The sequence below is a fragment of the Mycobacterium sp. 1245805.9 genome, assembly GCF_001672915.1.
Lineage (GTDB): Bacteria > Actinomycetota > Actinomycetes > Mycobacteriales > Mycobacteriaceae > Mycobacterium.
Genome location: NZ_LZKR01000101.1, coordinates 1 through 13,978, shown reverse-complemented (window position 1 = coordinate 13,978; position 13,978 = coordinate 1). Strand labels below are relative to the sequence as shown.

11 protein-coding genes and 2 pseudogenes are annotated in these 13,978 nt (G+C 63.9%); 9 read left to right on the top strand and 4 right to left on the bottom strand.

Features of this window, described 5'->3' with window-relative positions; all coding sequences use genetic code 11:
- Positions 1-357, top strand: a pseudogene (locus tag A9X00_RS31915) (TetR family transcriptional regulator); the annotation flags it as partial.
- Between the two features lie 21 nt (positions 358-378).
- Here the strand turns inward: A9X00_RS31915 and A9X00_RS14815 are convergent.
- Positions 379-1,068, bottom strand: a complete 690-nt coding sequence (locus tag A9X00_RS14815; protein ID WP_369830754.1) for a TetR/AcrR family transcriptional regulator — start codon at positions 1,066-1,068, stop codon at positions 379-381.
- Positions 1,069-1,205: 137 nt separating this feature from the next.
- Between A9X00_RS14815 and A9X00_RS14810 the strand changes: the two genes are divergently transcribed.
- From A9X00_RS14810 to A9X00_RS14780, 6 genes and pseudogenes are all read left to right on the top strand, one after another.
- A complete protein-coding gene (locus A9X00_RS14810; RefSeq protein ID WP_067154514.1) occupies positions 1,206-2,183 on the top strand; it encodes an enoyl-CoA hydratase/isomerase family protein in 978 nt (325 codons plus the stop codon).
- Positions 2,180-3,097, top strand: coding sequence for an alpha/beta hydrolase (locus tag A9X00_RS14805; protein WP_067154511.1), 918 nt, complete (start codon positions 2,180-2,182; stop codon positions 3,095-3,097). Before A9X00_RS14810 ends, A9X00_RS14805 begins: the two co-directional genes overlap by 4 nt.
- Positions 3,097-3,690: a carboxymuconolactone decarboxylase family protein gene (locus A9X00_RS14800; RefSeq protein WP_067154508.1), complete on the top strand. Its 594-nt coding sequence runs from the start codon at positions 3,097-3,099 to the stop codon at positions 3,688-3,690. The genes A9X00_RS14805 and A9X00_RS14800 overlap by 1 nt, the downstream gene beginning before the upstream one ends.
- Before the next feature lie 11 nt (positions 3,691-3,701).
- Positions 3,702-5,168 (top strand): class I adenylate-forming enzyme family protein, encoded by a 1,467-nt coding sequence (locus tag A9X00_RS14795; protein ID WP_067154505.1) that lies wholly within the window; start codon positions 3,702-3,704, stop codon positions 5,166-5,168.
- Positions 5,165-6,409 carry an NADH:flavin oxidoreductase/NADH oxidase family protein gene (locus A9X00_RS14790; protein WP_067154501.1) on the top strand — a complete coding sequence of 415 codons (1,245 nt, stop codon included), beginning with the start codon at positions 5,165-5,167 and terminating at the stop codon, positions 6,407-6,409. Before A9X00_RS14795 ends, A9X00_RS14790 begins: the two co-directional genes overlap by 4 nt.
- Positions 6,410-7,423: 1,014 nt before the next feature.
- Positions 7,424-8,608: pseudogene (locus A9X00_RS14780) on the top strand (N-acetylmuramoyl-L-alanine amidase); the annotation flags it as partial.
- Positions 8,609-9,001: 393 nt separating this feature from the next.
- Here the strand turns inward: A9X00_RS14780 and A9X00_RS29895 are convergent.
- Positions 9,002-9,622, bottom strand: coding sequence for a TetR/AcrR family transcriptional regulator (locus tag A9X00_RS29895; protein WP_082975250.1), 621 nt, complete (start codon positions 9,620-9,622; stop codon positions 9,002-9,004).
- 226 nt (positions 9,623-9,848) lie between these two features.
- Here A9X00_RS29895 and A9X00_RS14770 point away from each other — a divergent pair, with 226 nt between their 5' ends.
- Positions 9,849-10,610: a hypothetical protein gene (locus A9X00_RS14770; protein WP_067154493.1), complete on the top strand. Its 762-nt coding sequence runs from the start codon at positions 9,849-9,851 to the stop codon at positions 10,608-10,610.
- A gap of 34 nt (positions 10,611-10,644) precedes the next feature.
- Here the strand turns inward: A9X00_RS14770 and A9X00_RS14765 are convergent, their stop codons facing one another.
- Together A9X00_RS14765 and A9X00_RS14760 are read right to left on the bottom strand one after the other, a co-directional pair.
- Positions 10,645-11,493, bottom strand: a complete 849-nt coding sequence (locus A9X00_RS14765) for a cytochrome P450 (protein WP_369830753.1) — start codon at positions 11,491-11,493, stop codon at positions 10,645-10,647.
- A 487-nt stretch (positions 11,494-11,980) separates the two neighbouring features.
- Positions 11,981-12,805 carry a DUF1906 domain-containing protein gene (locus A9X00_RS14760; protein WP_067154490.1) on the bottom strand — a complete coding sequence of 275 codons (825 nt, stop codon included), beginning with the start codon at positions 12,803-12,805 and terminating at the stop codon, positions 11,981-11,983.
- 274 nt (positions 12,806-13,079) lie between these two features.
- Here A9X00_RS14760 and A9X00_RS14755 point away from each other — a divergent pair.
- Positions 13,080-13,978: PE family protein (locus tag A9X00_RS14755; RefSeq protein WP_156772098.1), on the top strand; the 899-nt coding region annotated here is incomplete at its 3' end.

Here is a 13,978-nt window from a genome sequence, read left to right as displayed (position 1 = left end):
GGAAGCTACCGGCCGCTCAGCATTCCGCACGTGGGCTTGAATGGAAATTCAACGGCGTTTCGAGATGTGTACGCTCGCATCGCAGCAGCCTGCACACGGCTCGTGGGATCCGGCAGAGTCAGGCGGCAGAACCCCGGCTCGGTGGCTGCTCAATTGTGGAGTTTCGTGCACGGCTTCATCACCCTTGCGCGGGCTGACACCTTCGTCGAGTGCGACAACCCGGCCAGGGAGGTGCTGCTGCCGATGGGTGTGAATCTCTCTGTCGGACTCGGAGATACCCGCGACCGGGCCGAGGCTTCACATGAAGCCGCCGCACGCTCCTACGACTCGATCACTCGACGCAAGAGCGATGCGTAAAGATGAGCACACACAACCGTTTCAGCGCCCTCTCTGACGTGACGCCTTGATAGCGGCGGTATGAGAGGCTTTGGCCGACTTCGCATTGCCGCCCAGTCCGACGACGATGTTGACCATCATCGGCTGCAAGACCGCGCGGACGGGGTCTTCGAACTGAACGAAGTGATCACCCAATTCCAGCGTGACGAATCCATGGACAGCGCTCCACAGCTGTGGCGCGATGGCTTCGGGGTCCTGGTCGGGCCGCACTCGTCCGCTGTCAACCAGCCGAATGCATCCCTGGACCACATAGCCATAGGCCGTCTGAAATTCGTCGGATCGTCCGCTTGTGCCGGGGCGCGCTGTTTGCAACGGCCGGTAGCTTCCCCGTGTCGAGAGTCCAAACATCAGGTCATACAGGTGCGGGTTGTCGCGGGCGACCCGCCGGGACGTCAACGCCAGGACTGCCAGATCCGCGATCGGATCGTCTGTCACGGGCAACCGGGAAAACGCCCCATCGAGCTCCTTGAATCCGTAGTCGATGACCGCGCGGATGAGCTCTGGGATTCCACCGAAATGGCTGTAGACCGCCCTCGTCGATAGTCCGGCGGCGGACGCCACCGCGCGAGCCTTGACGGCGGAGGGTCCCTGCTCGGCGAGGAGGTCGATCGTGGCGTGAATGACCCGCGCGGGCACGCCATCGGGCGTCGACTTCCTCGGCATGTCCGTCATGTTCTTCCACTCCTTCTCCAAGTCGCCAAGTAATCGACGAGACCCTTGCCACGCTCACCATAACCTTGTTATAGTCAATGTATAACTTCGTTATAACACCTCATACAGTTACGTAGTCACAACGGAAGCAAACGGCCATGACACACCAACACACCAGACACTTCGAGATCGAGGATCGGGGAGCCGTCCTGATTGCCCGTTTTGACGGCGGCCCGCACAGCTTGTTCGGCGTCGATGCCGCCAACGAACTCGATGAGTTGGTCGACCGCGTCGACAGCGATCCAAGCGTCCGCGCCGTCGTTTTCACGGGTGCGCGTCCGGGCCGGTTCGTCAGCCACGCCGACGTGCGGTGGTTGCAAGCTGAGGGTGCCGCGGTACCAGAACTGGGCCGCCGCGGCGCTTCGGCGGCCCTTCGCTTGGCCCGCGGGATAGACCGAGCTCGCGTCCCCGAACCTCTTCTGCAGCGCACTCCATTTCGGGGAGTCGCACAGCTCGACCGCCTGCATGAGACGTTCTTGACCATGAACGCGAGCGGCGTCATCTTCGTTGCGGCTCTGAATGGTTCGGCCCTGGGCTTGGGGGCGGAATTCGCGTGGGCATGCGATCTGCGGGTGATGGCCGACGGTGAGTTCTTCATCGGTCAGCCCGAAGTGCTCCTCGGGATCATGCCCGGCGGTGGTGGCTCGCAGCGACTGACCCGGTTGATCGGCACCCACAAGTCGCTGGTTGCGATCCTGGAGGGCAAGCCGTTCACGCCCGCGCAGGCTTTGGCCAACGGGGCTGTCGACGAGGTCGTGGCAGCTGAGGACGTCGTCACGCGGGCAACCGAATTGGCCGAGTACTTCGGCAAGCGGACCAAAGGGTCGCTCGAGGCCATCAAGAGGTCGGTGTACCTCGGCGGCTCGATGTCGCTGCCGGAAGGCCTGCACGTCGAGCGGACCGAATTCCTCGGCACCGATCAGTCAGAGCAGGGCCAGGAACTGATGCTGCAGTACCTCGCGGACACGGAGTCCACCGGCGAGCTACCCCTATACCGCTCCGACATCTACGCGCAAGCGCTCGAATCTGGCCGTGTGCCTCATGTCGGCTCGAACAACGGGGCGGTGAAGAAGTGACCACTGTCCAGCCTTTCACCCGCCACGACGTCTCATTCACCTCCGGTGAGGATACCTGTGCCGCATGGCTTTACCTGCCCACCGGAGTCGCCTCACCGCCCGTGGTCATCCTTGGACACGGCCTCGGCGCCACCCGCGAGATGCGCTTAGACGCATACGCCGAGCGCTTTGCGGAGGCCGGGATCGCTGCGTTGGCATTCACCTATCGGCACTTCGGGGACAGCAGTGGTCGGCCTCGCCAGCTCCTGTCGATCAAGCGGCAGCTCGCCGACTGGGATGCCGCGATCGCCTGGGTGAAGCAGCGTCGCGACGTCGACTGCACGCGTATCGCAGTCTGGGGCAGTTCCTTTGGTGGAGGTCACGCCATCACCGTCGCCTCACGTCACCCGGAACTGCGAGCTGCGGTGTCTCAGTGCCCGTTCACCGACGGCTTGGCGTCCGCCCTTGCGCTGGGCCCGGTGGCATCCCTGAAGGCATTACCCACAGTCGCAATGGACCTCGCATCCATGGTCCTTCGCAGGCCCCCGGTGATGATCCCGCTCGCTGGCCCCCCGGGATCGCTGGCACTGATGAACGCCCCGGATGCTCTGCCCGGCTACGAGGCGCTTGTGCCGCCCGGGATGACGTTGCGCAACGAGGTGGCGGCGCGGGTCGCTCCGACCATCATGGCTTACCGGCCTGGCCGCGCGGCCAAAAAGATCAAGTTCCCAATCCTGTTCTGCGTCAGCAACATCGACTCCGTTACGCCACCGGCCGAGACGGTCCAATACGCGCTTACCGCGCCCTTTGGCGAGATCAAACGTTATGACGCGGGGCATTTCGACTTCTACCTTGGCGAGCCCTTCGAGGCATTGGTGCGCGACCAGGTCGAGTTTCTCACCCGACAGCTTCACCCGGCTAAAGCAACCGTTTGATGTCCGATCAAACTGTCTCCTTGGGCGGACGACTGCCCCTTGCTCATCCTGCGGATCTGACTCCCGCACAACGAGGGATCTTCGACCGCATGGGCGCCCGGATCGTCCCGTGGGCCAACGACGCCCATTTCCAAAGTACCGACGAGGACGGCCGACTCATCGGTCCGTTCAACCCCGCATTGCTCAACCCGGCGATCGCCGCGCCCTTCTTGGACTTGCAATTCGCCGAGCAACTCCACACGTCGTTGAGCGAGCGGGTCCGCGAGGTAGTCATCCTCGCGGTAGGCGCGGTCTGGCAGGCCGATTACGAGCTGTATGCACACTTGGCCGTAGCGCGTAAGGCGGGCCTATCCGACGGAGCCGCCCGGGCGGTGGCGACCGGCGGATTACCGGAGGATCTCAGCTATGACGAGACGATCGCGCTGCGGCTCACCCGGCAGTTGTCAACCAGTCACCGCATCGACGAATCGCTGTACCGAGCCGCCGAAAATTCCTTCGGCACGAAGGGATTGATCGATATCGCCTTCCTCATCGGCATCTATCACTCGGTATGCGCGACGCTCACAATGTTTGCGATACCCGCCCCAGAATAGGTTCGCGCGCAATGAATTTTGCGTCGTTACCCGACCGACGGGCAGATCTGGACCCCAATGGGCCTGCGGTTTCCGACGGAACTCGCTCCCTGACCAACGCCCGGTTTTTGGAGCGCGTTCGAGCGGCGGGTCGTCACCTTGACGAGCTCGGGGTGGGTGCTGGTGATGTGGTGGCGCTGCAGTTGCGCAATCGCGTTGAGTTTGTCGTGTTGTTGTTCGCGTGCTGGCGGTTGGGCGCCACGGTCACTCCGGTCAATCCCAGCCTGACCGAGGCCGAGGTCGCTCGACAACTCGACGCCTGCAGCGCACGGCTGATGGTGTCAGAGGACGGTGTAAGCGCGCGAAGCGGGGTCGTGACAATCGCGGTCGGCATGCTCTATGCAACCGGGCCGGGGCGGGACTCAGCACCCGAGGTCGATCCCTCGGAACTGGCGCTGCTCATCTTCACCAGTGGTACGACCGGGGTGCCCAAGGCCGTGATGCTGGATCACGCCAACCTCGATGCGATGGCCGCGATGGGATGCCTGGCACTGCAGATCGGTCCGACGGACCGGTGCCTGTTGATCCTGCCGCTCTTTCACGTCAACGGCATCGTGGTCAGTGTATTGATGCCGCTGCTGGCCGGTGCCAGCGTGGTGATCGCGGATCGGTTTGATGCCCAAACATTCTTCGGGACGGTCGAATCCGAACGCCCCACCTTCTTCTCCGCGGTGCCCACCATCTACACGATGCTGGCCGCGCTGCCTGAGGAGCTGGTTCCCGACACGTCATCGATTCGCTTCGGGGTCTGCGGTGCCGCCCCGGCCTCGGCGCACCTACTGACCCGGTTCGAAGAGCGCTATGGGTTTCCGCTCATCGAGGGCTACGGCCTGTCTGAAGGCACGTGTGCCTCCACCATCAACCCAGTGGAAGGCCCGCGCCGGGCCGGTACCGTTGGAATCGCGTTCCCCGGTCAGCAGATCCGCATCGTCGATCCCAGCGGCAACGCGGTGCCAACCGGCGTCGATGGGGAGGTCACCATCGCCGGCCCCAACGTGATGCGCGGCTATCTGGGGCGCCCCGACGAAACCGCACGCGTCATCGTCGACGGCTGGCTGCACACCGGCGACATCGGCCACCTCGACGCTCAGGGCTATCTGACCTTGGTCGGACGGTCCAAGGACATGATCATCCGAGGTGGAGAAAACATCTATCCCAAGGAAATCGAGGACGTCCTCACCAGCGACCCCGCCGTACTGGAGGCGGCCGTGATCGGTGTACCCGATGAGAAATGGGGCGAGACCGTCGCCGCATACGTCCAACCACGACCCGGACACACCATCAACTCTGGTGCGCTGCAGGCCATTTGCGCGCGCGAACTCGCTGGCTACAAACGGCCTACCTCCATCACCATTGTTGACGCAATTCCCAAAAACGCAGTCGGCAAGACCGACAAGGCTCCGTTGCGGGCTGCCAATCTGAAAGGAACACCGTTGTGACCTCCCTGCACGACCCGTTGACACTGCCCTGTGGCCAGGTGCTGCCAAATCGCATCATGAAGGCCGCGTTGAGCGAAGCGCTGGCTGACAAGCAGAACTCCCCGGACAAGCGCCTAGAGCGGCTCTACACGAGCTGGAGTGAAGGCGGCTACGGTCTAATCGTCACCGGCAACGTGATGGTCGATCGCCGCCAGCTGGGCGAGTCAGGCAACGTCGTCATCGAAGACGAGCGCAACCTTCCTGCACTGACACGCTGGGCCAAAAGCACGAAAGACGCCGGTGTCCCGATCTGGGTGCAGCTCAATCATCCGGGACGCCAATCGAATCCGCTCGCGCTCGGGCGCACGCCCGTGGCCCCCAGCGCGGTGGCCCTCAACTTTCCCGGTGCGGTTACGCCTCGTGAGCTGACACCAAATGAAATTGAAGACATTATTGAGCGTTTCGGGAATGCCGCTGTGGTGTGTGAGACGGCGGGCTTCGACGGTGTGCAGATACATGGTGCTCACGGGTACCTGGTCGCGCAGTTCCTGTCGCCGTTGTCGAACAAGCGCACCGACGAGTGGGGAGGCGACCCACAGCGACGCATGCGATTTGTACTCGAAGTCGTGCGACGCATCCGCGCGCGGGTGTCGCCGGCCTTTGCGGTGGGCATCAAGCTCAACTCGGCCGACTTCCAGCGCGGCGGGTTCACCGAAGATGAATCCCGTTCCGTGGTAGCGGCATTGGCGAGCGAGGGTATCGACCTGCTTGAGGTTAGCGGCGGTAGTTACGAGCAGCCCGCGATGATGGGAACGGCTGCAAATAGCACCCGCGCGCGTGAGGCCTACTTTCTGGAGTACGCCCGCACGGTGCGCAAGCTCGCTGGCGACATTCCGCTGGCGGTCACCGGCGGCTTCCGTTCCCGGACCGCGATGGCACAAGCAGTCCATTCAGGTGAATGCGATGTCGTCGGCCTTGGTCGGCCCACCGCAACAACGACAGACGCCGCCGACGTAATCCTCGCCGGACGTGCCGAGACATTGACATCCCACCAAGTGCGCGCGGGAATGCGCCGCGTCTTGGGCAGGCTTGTCGACCTCAAGTCGCTCGACGGGCTTCTCGAACTCGGCTGGCACGCCGATCAACTGCACCGCGTGGGCGCAGGTCTGGCACCCGACCTCAATCGCGGACGCGTCGCGACTGCGGTCGCGATGCTGCGTCGCAACGGCACCGCGTCATTCGGACGCAAGCGGGGTCTATGACCTGAGACCCTATCCGTGGCCTGACGAGGTTGTCGTGATTACCGGCGCCGACCGCGGCTCAGAGACCGCACGTAACGCGTCGAAAAGGATCACCGCAGGTCAAACGTCATTTCTGCAGGTCAAGGCCGGGGTCCGATTCCCCTTAACTCCACCGAATAACCGCAGGTCAGAGCTCTAAATGTCTGAGAATTCGTCAGCGCAGTGGCGACAGCGACAGCACGCTACACCTCGGTGCTGCACATGCTGAAAGCCAATCAATCGCGGTGACCACGACCTGGTCATCAGTGGCGCGCGCTTGGGTTCGAATCGGTTCTTGTTGGGTCTGACTCGGCATCGATCACTGTCATTAGAGTTAATTCACATGGGTGGCGACTTCGTCGAGATCCGGATAACCCACCCCCGGGGAAACTCTCCAGTCGACGCCCGAGGCCACACTCCCGCGGCTGCTGGACTGGCAGGTCGACGGCAAGGGTAGGCACGTCGCCTGGCGTTACCGGATAACCCGCTACGAGTAGGACGGCCAGCCGAGGTGGTGGTTGGATGGGACCGGCCTGCACCCGTGGACCAGCGACGACATCGAGTACCTGAAGGACGTGGCCGAGCACCACGCCGGTCGACTGTTGCGCAGACAGCGATTGCGGCCCAAGAGCATGTACAACGGCCAGGAGCCGCCGCTCTGGATAGGTGGTCGCGGGTGGATTCGACAGCACTGGGCGATCATGGGGGCTAGCGAGCGCCGTAATCTCTTGGCGTACAAATAAATACGAGTTTGCTGGCAATCGGCGCTCGCGGCGATAGGCGAGCACACATCGGGATATTCCGGGTCGACGTGGTCATCTCGGTTCCGGCTGTCCGGCCACGGACGCGCGTTGGTTTGTCTGTGATGGGCTCCGATTGGCAGCATCGCGAACCTGTAGCTTTCAACCGTATTCGGCTGCGGCGGGTCGCGTCATAAATGTTGGTGCCGCGGGTTATCGTGTCGCCGTGCCTGATTGGTGCGGGTGCCCAACGCCACCGTGTGTCTCGCGCCGTGATGTCCTCAAATACGTTGCGGCCGCGCCAATTATGCTTGGTTTGAGCACGGCCGCATCAGCGCTGGTCCAACCCCCGAGCGCGGGGGCGGATCCGGCCTTGGTTGCGGCGGTCGAAGCGCCGGGGCAGGCGCCCAATATCATCAGTCGCGCCCAGTGGGGCGCCGATGAGTCGATTCGCGGCCGAGCACCGATGTACGACAACGGAATCAAGGCAGGCGTCGTGCACCATACCGCTGGCGTAAACGATTACGCGCAGCAGGATTCGGCGGCAATCGTGCGGTCGATCTACGCCTACCACACCCGCACCCTGGGCTGGTCGGACATCGCCTACAACGCCCTGGTCGACAAGTACGGTCAGGTATTCGAGGGCCGATTCGGCGGGATGTCCAGATCGGTTCGGGGCACCCACACGGGTGGGTTCAACCGCAACACGTGGGCGGTGTGCATGATCGGCGAGTTCGACGCCGTGGGCCCCACGCCGGTTCAGGTGCGCACCGTCGGGCGTCTGCTCGGGTGGCGGCTGGCCATGGATGGCATCGACCCGCACGGCAGTGTCGCGTTGACATCGGAAGGGGGCCCCTACACCCGTTTCCCCCAAGGCGCCGCCGCGAAAGTTCCGTGCATTTTTGCCCACCGCGACGTCAGCGACACTGATTGCCCCGGCAACCTCGGATATGTCTTGATGAACCAGATTCGCGACATTGCCGCGCGGTTCAACAAACGCCCCAGCGCCCAGGATCTGGCGCAGTCGCTACAAGGTACTGCCATCTATGACCGGTGGCAGGCGATGGGCGGCATGAACAGTGCACTGGGCGCACCGATGTCGCCGGAATCGCAAGGGGCGGAAGCCGCGCGGTACGTCATCTTCGAGAAAGGGGCGATGTACTGGTCTCCGGCCAGCGGAGCCCAGCCCGTCACCGGCGCCATCTACGCCGCGTGGGGCACCCTAGGCTACGAACACAGTGCGCTGGGGCTGCCGACCAGCGCCGAAATCCAGGAGCCCGAGTGGGTCGTCCAAAATTTCCAACACGGCACCCTTAACTTTGATCGTGGGAACCGGTCGGTAGTCAGCGTGATCGACGGTGTCGCTGGTGTGCTGCCGCCGTCAGCAGACGGGCCGCCCGTACAGCTTGAGCGGTTTTCGCCGGCGCGCAACCGAGTGTGACGGGGGCGTAGTCGCAAGCGTCGAACCGCTCGCGGCGGCTGCAAAGCTGGTGACGCCTGTCGGCGGGCCAGATCCGCGACGGCGCCGACATCGAAGCTGCCACCGACGCGTTTATCGGAGCGACGCTCTACCGAGCGCTCGCCGTGACGGCATCCGCGCGAGAAACGACCGCGCGATACCGCGGTGTGATAGACGCTGTGCTGCACGGTATCTCGAGCTGAATGAGATCGTCACCAGGGCGTTTCGTTGCGGCCGACAACTGCGATGCCGTAGCTGCGTAACTGCATCAACCCGAACGGGCCCGTAGCCGGGACTGAGCGCGTGGCACGCCGAGACTGCGTCCGCTACGAGACATTTGGCGTCTATCATGCCTGGTCACTGACCGGGCGCGCATCACGGTTGGCGATCGATCAGGTTGACGATCGCCTGTTGGGCTTCGCTGACTTCGAGCGGCAGTGTGGCGAACATTTCAGCGATCATCATCGCAACAGGCGTGGTCCACAGGAGCATGCCCAGTGCAACGGCGTCTTGGCCACCATGGCTGGCTTCCAGCCGTTGGGTCAGGCTGGCGAGTGCCGAGCCGAGTCGCTCCATGTGTCGGCTGTCGAGTGCGGAACGCAGCTCTTTGGTCGATATGAGGATCTCTAGACCGGCCATCGCCTTGGGGTTGGCGAACGCTTCCCATGCGCCCCGCACCAAGTCGGTGGTATCGATCGGTTCGTCGGGGTCGGACAATGCTTCGAGCGAGGCAACGAGGCGATCGATGGCGTCGTCGATGACTGCGATCAAAAGGCCATCACGGTCGCCGAAGTGGTGCTGGATGACACCCCACGACACGCCAGCACGTTCGATGATGTGCCGTGCACTTGCAGCGGAGAAGCCTTCTTCCCGGATGCAGCGAACGGTCTCGTCGATGAGGCGTTCACGGGTGCGGTCACCTCGCTCCCTGCGGCCGACCGCGGGTCGGTCGGGCGATCTGCGCCCAGTCATCGCGATCCGCCCTGCCTCAGACATCGCCCCATCCGTAGCACCCTATGACACCGGCGGCCGCCGGCCCTTGCAATTCAAACATGGCATGTGCCATGCTAGCGAAGGTGCCGGCGCCTGCCGCGACGGACGTCGGAAGTCGTGCAGAAGCGGTGGTCCCTTAGCGCTTGTTACTGAATATGACTGCCGGGAGCAGAGCTTCGCGGATCGCGTTTCGGGCTAGCGAGTTCTGCACAGTGCATGGAGGTTGACAGTGACGGACACGATTCCGCGACACAGCAAACCCGATTCGCCGACGAAGCAGGGTCTGTCGTCGCTGCAGAAGTGCCTCTTCGGCATCTTGGCGTTCTTCTTCGTCATTCACATCGTCTTCTGGTACCTCGAATTCCATGCCGGGGTATCCCATGTCGTCGCATCCACGACGTTGGTCCTCTTTGTCGTCGGCTGCTTCGTGACCGCGCTGGTTCTTCCGTGGCTACCCCTGCCGGGCCAACGCGATTGGACGAAATCGCAACGACTGGGTGCGATGGTGATCGTCTGGGTTTTCATCGCCCTGACGCCACGCTTCATCTGGGAACTTCCGTGGCTGCTGTTCTTCAACGAGATACGCGCGGGCGTCGAGAAAGGCGCGCTGTGGACGTACATGTGGTCGCCCATCCTCTTGGGCGGTGACGCTCGCTATCTGAACGGCGACCCGCTCATCGTGGTTCTCGAGTGGATTGCGTTCTTCATCGGCCTGTTCGAAGCGTATGCGATGGTGCAGTTCTTCCGAAATAGCAAGCGATTCACGAGCACTCAGCTGTCCTTCATCATGGGCGGAATGATCGTGGAGGTCACGTTGCCGGCGGTCTACTTCGGCGTGGAGATCGCGAACAAAATGCAAAGCATGACGAGCCCGGTCGAGATGTGGATCAAGTTCGTTGTCCTGAACCTGTTGTGGTGCACCATGCCCCTCGTAACCTACTTCTGGGGCGTTCGCAGATTGACTCGCCAAGATCTCGCGGTGGCTTTCTAGCCCCCCTCGCGATCTCGCCATCGTGACCGGGAGGTCACGCCGCAATCAGCGTGACCGGCAGCCGTTCGAGGCGGCGAATCACGTTGTTGACAGCCCACTTTGGAGTCCCGTCGACCTCGATGCGCTTGACGCGTTGGAGCATCGCGGTGAGGACGGCGGCGGTCTCCATCCTCGCCAGACCCTGGCCGGCGCAGGCATGCGCGCCGTTGCCGAACCCGATGTGCCGTCCAGCGTCACGGCGGATGTCGAACGTCTCAGAGGTCTCCCATTCGCGTTCGTCGCGGTTGGCCGAGGCATACAGCACCAGTAATCGGGTTCCGGCAGGGATCTCCGTTCCGGCTATCGAGGTATTGCGGGCGGTCTTCCGCGTGAACGCCCGCACCGGCGATTCGTACCGCACCACCTCATTGATCGCGTTCGGCAGCAATTCTGGTTCTGCTCTGAGCATTTCCCACTGATCTGGGTGGGTCGCGAATAGGTAGATCGCGCTGGAGATGGCGCTGATGGTGGTGTCCAACGACGGTGCAATGTAGTCGATGATCAGCGGCGGCACGTCCTCGAACGCTAGATCACCTTCATCGACGGCGGTCAAGAGTTCGTGAGCCATGCTGCCGGGCAGGACGTTTCGGTCACGTACCACGGCACGAGCGAAGCGCAGCATCTGCATGCTGCGCGGGATGGCTCGGATCGCCTGACGATTGAGCGGTCCGAGCATGTCGAAGGTCGCTGCGGCCCAAGGAATCAGGTGCTCGCGTTGGTCCTGCGGCCAGCCGACCAGATCCGGGACGACGGCCAGCGGCAGCGCGGTCGCCAGATCGGCGACACCGTCGACCCGGCCCCTGGTGAGCGCGACATCGATGATGGCGCCCGCCTTGTCTTCCACGGAAGCAGTGACTCCCCGTAGCGCCCTGGGCATCATGCGGTGGGCAACGAGCTTGCGACGCCGGTCGTGGTCGGCCCCGTCGCTGTTGAGCGTGGTGCCGCGGGACAACCGGTTGGCCGCAGCGTTGGCGGCGACACCATGTCCGGAGAGGTACGAGTCGTCGGCTCGCAGGGTGGCTTTGCACTCGGCGTAGCGGGGGAGAGCGACCATCCGGCGGCAAGGTAGCCAGACGAGCGGACCAAGGCGCCGCAGAGTCCGGTAGTGCGGGTAAGGATCGAGGATCGCCGATGTGCTGTAGACGTCAGGCCAGTACGACGGAATGTCGCGGGGTCGGTGCACCACAGATCGCCTTAATTGTTGAGGTCGACGCCCGCCCGCGGGCACGGGCAGGACGAGGGTGCTGCGTTGGTCGCACCCGATTGACGAAATCGTCACACACGACCATATCGTCAGTCAAGGGTCACTAGCGAGCGACGACGCGCCAGGCTCAGGGATGTAGGTTCCACTGACCGCAATCGTCGGCAAGGACGTCGTTGACGTCGACTTCGAGTCCGCCAACTACTGGGCCAGGGTTCGACGCCGTGCTCACCACCCGTTGGTAGAGGACCGGGGCGGGGTCGACCTGACCGCGGGACCAGGCCTTCGTCTGCCAAGCCCACCGGCGGCCGGGGGTCCGCGAATTACCGATGACGCCGTCCTCGGCGGCCCATTTGCAGACGTCGAGACCGCCGTAGGCGCCGGTGCGCTGCACTCCCAGCACCGAATTGATTCCGCGAAACCACTTGAGCGCCAAGTTGTTCCAGGTGTCGTGGTTTATGTCCTCGTCGACGCTGAAGAAGATCGGGGCACTCTGACCGCCGCCCGCCGCGGTGTGCAGCTTCCAGGCGTTGCGAGCGTCGGCGACGCCGCCCTCGAACCCGCGCCTGAAGTCCGATGGTGCTGTCCCGCCTGGCTTGCCGTACTGGTAGTTGCTGACGATCATCAGCCCGGCAGCGGTCAGCTGCTCGGCGTACGGCCGCGTGATCGGCTTGGCGCCCATGGACGAGCCGGGACGTGACAGCGACACGTAGTTGATGACCCCTGCGTAGCCAGTGGCTCGAATCTGCTCCGCTGGAATCTGGCGCATGGCGAAGTCGATCAGTTTAGGGGTGGCGGAAGCCGCCGTGGGGATGGCGGCCGCCGTCCGGACGGCGACACTTGCCGATGCCGCGTACACCGCCGGCAGTGCGGACATGGCGATGGTGTAGCGCAATACGTCACGCCGGGGAATTGGGCGCGGCCGCCGGAGGTTTAGACACGCCGACAAGTCCATCGCGTGATGTTAACAACGTGACTGCTGTTAAAAGATGGCGTGTTTGAAGTGATATCAAATCGCGTCCGTGTCGTTGACCGTACTAGAGTTGGGCGACATCGCCACGCCAGTTGCAGCCGCACCGAGCCGGCGCGGCTGCAGCGAAAGGGCAAATCCTGCAACGTCTTTGCAAGCGGCTTAACAAAGGCGTTCGTTTGCCCAACAATCCTGTATATGGTGGTTGCGGAGATTCGGCGCTCGGGCCGAGTCGGTCTCGGGGTGATCGGGGCTACAGATGTCTTTTGTCCATGCGGTACCTGAAGGGTTGGCTGCGGCGTCGCAGGATTTGACCGGGATCGGATCGGCGCTCAGCGCGGCCAATGCGGCCGCGGCGACCCGGACTACCGGGGTGATGGCGGCGGCCGGCGACGAGGTGTCGGCGGCAATCGCGGCGGTGTTCTCTTCTAATGGTCAGGAATTTCAGGCGCTGAGCGCGCAGGCAGCGGCGTTTCATCGGCAATTCGTGGCGGCATTGAGCGGGGCGGAAAGCGTCTACACGGCCGCCGAGGCGGCGAATGTCTCGCCGTTGCAGGCCCTTTCGCAGGACGTGCTGGGGGTGATCAACCTACCCACCGAGCTGTTGTTGGGGCGCCCACTGATCGGCAAGGGCACCAATGGCGCGGCGGGAACCTCGCAGACCGGTGGGGCAGGCGGGATTTTGTGGGGCAAAGGCGGTGACGGCGGATCGGGGGCCTCGGGGCACGCCGGCGGGTCGGGCGGCAATGCGGTGCTGATCGGCAACGGTGGCAACGCCGGCTACGGCGGGACCGGTACGGGGGCGGTAGGCGGGCTCGGCGCCGGCGGTACGAGCGGGGCGCTGTTGGGTCTCGACGGATTCAACTCCCCGGCCAGCGCGTCTGCCTGGCACACCATGCAACAGCAGGCGATCAACGCCATCAACGCACCGGTCCAGTCGGCCACCGGGCGCCCGCTGATCGGCAACGGCACCCCCGGCGCGGTGGGCACCGGGGCCGACGGCACGCCCGGCGGGTGGCTGCTCGGTGACGGCGGGGCCGGCGGCTCGGGCGGGCAGTTCGTCGCCGGCGGGACCGGTGGGGCGGCGGATCTGGCCGCCCTGGCCGCGGCGGGCCGCCTTCCTTCGGGTTCCGCGGCGGCTTGCGCCCGCGCGATGGT

What these genes read in the sequence shown, in the direction of transcription:
- A9X00_RS14760 (WP_067154490.1), bottom strand. Translation starts at nt 12,805, where the DNA reads ATGGACTTGTCGGCGTGTCTAAACCTCCGGCGGCCGCGCCCAATTCCC.
- A9X00_RS14810 (WP_067154514.1), top strand. Translation starts at nt 1,206, where the DNA reads ATGACACACCAACACACCAGACACTTCGAGATCGAGGATCGGGGAGCC.
- A9X00_RS14815 (WP_369830754.1), bottom strand. Translation starts at nt 1,068, where the DNA reads ATGACGGACATGCCGAGGAAGTCGACGCCCGATGGCGTGCCCGCGCGG.
- A9X00_RS14800 (WP_067154508.1), top strand. Translation starts at nt 3,097, where the DNA reads ATGTCCGATCAAACTGTCTCCTTGGGCGGACGACTGCCCCTTGCTCAT.
- A9X00_RS29895 (WP_082975250.1), bottom strand. Translation starts at nt 9,622, where the DNA reads ATGTCTGAGGCAGGGCGGATCGCGATGACTGGGCGCAGATCGCCCGAC.
- A9X00_RS14795 (WP_067154505.1), top strand. Translation starts at nt 3,702, where the DNA reads ATGAATTTTGCGTCGTTACCCGACCGACGGGCAGATCTGGACCCCAAT.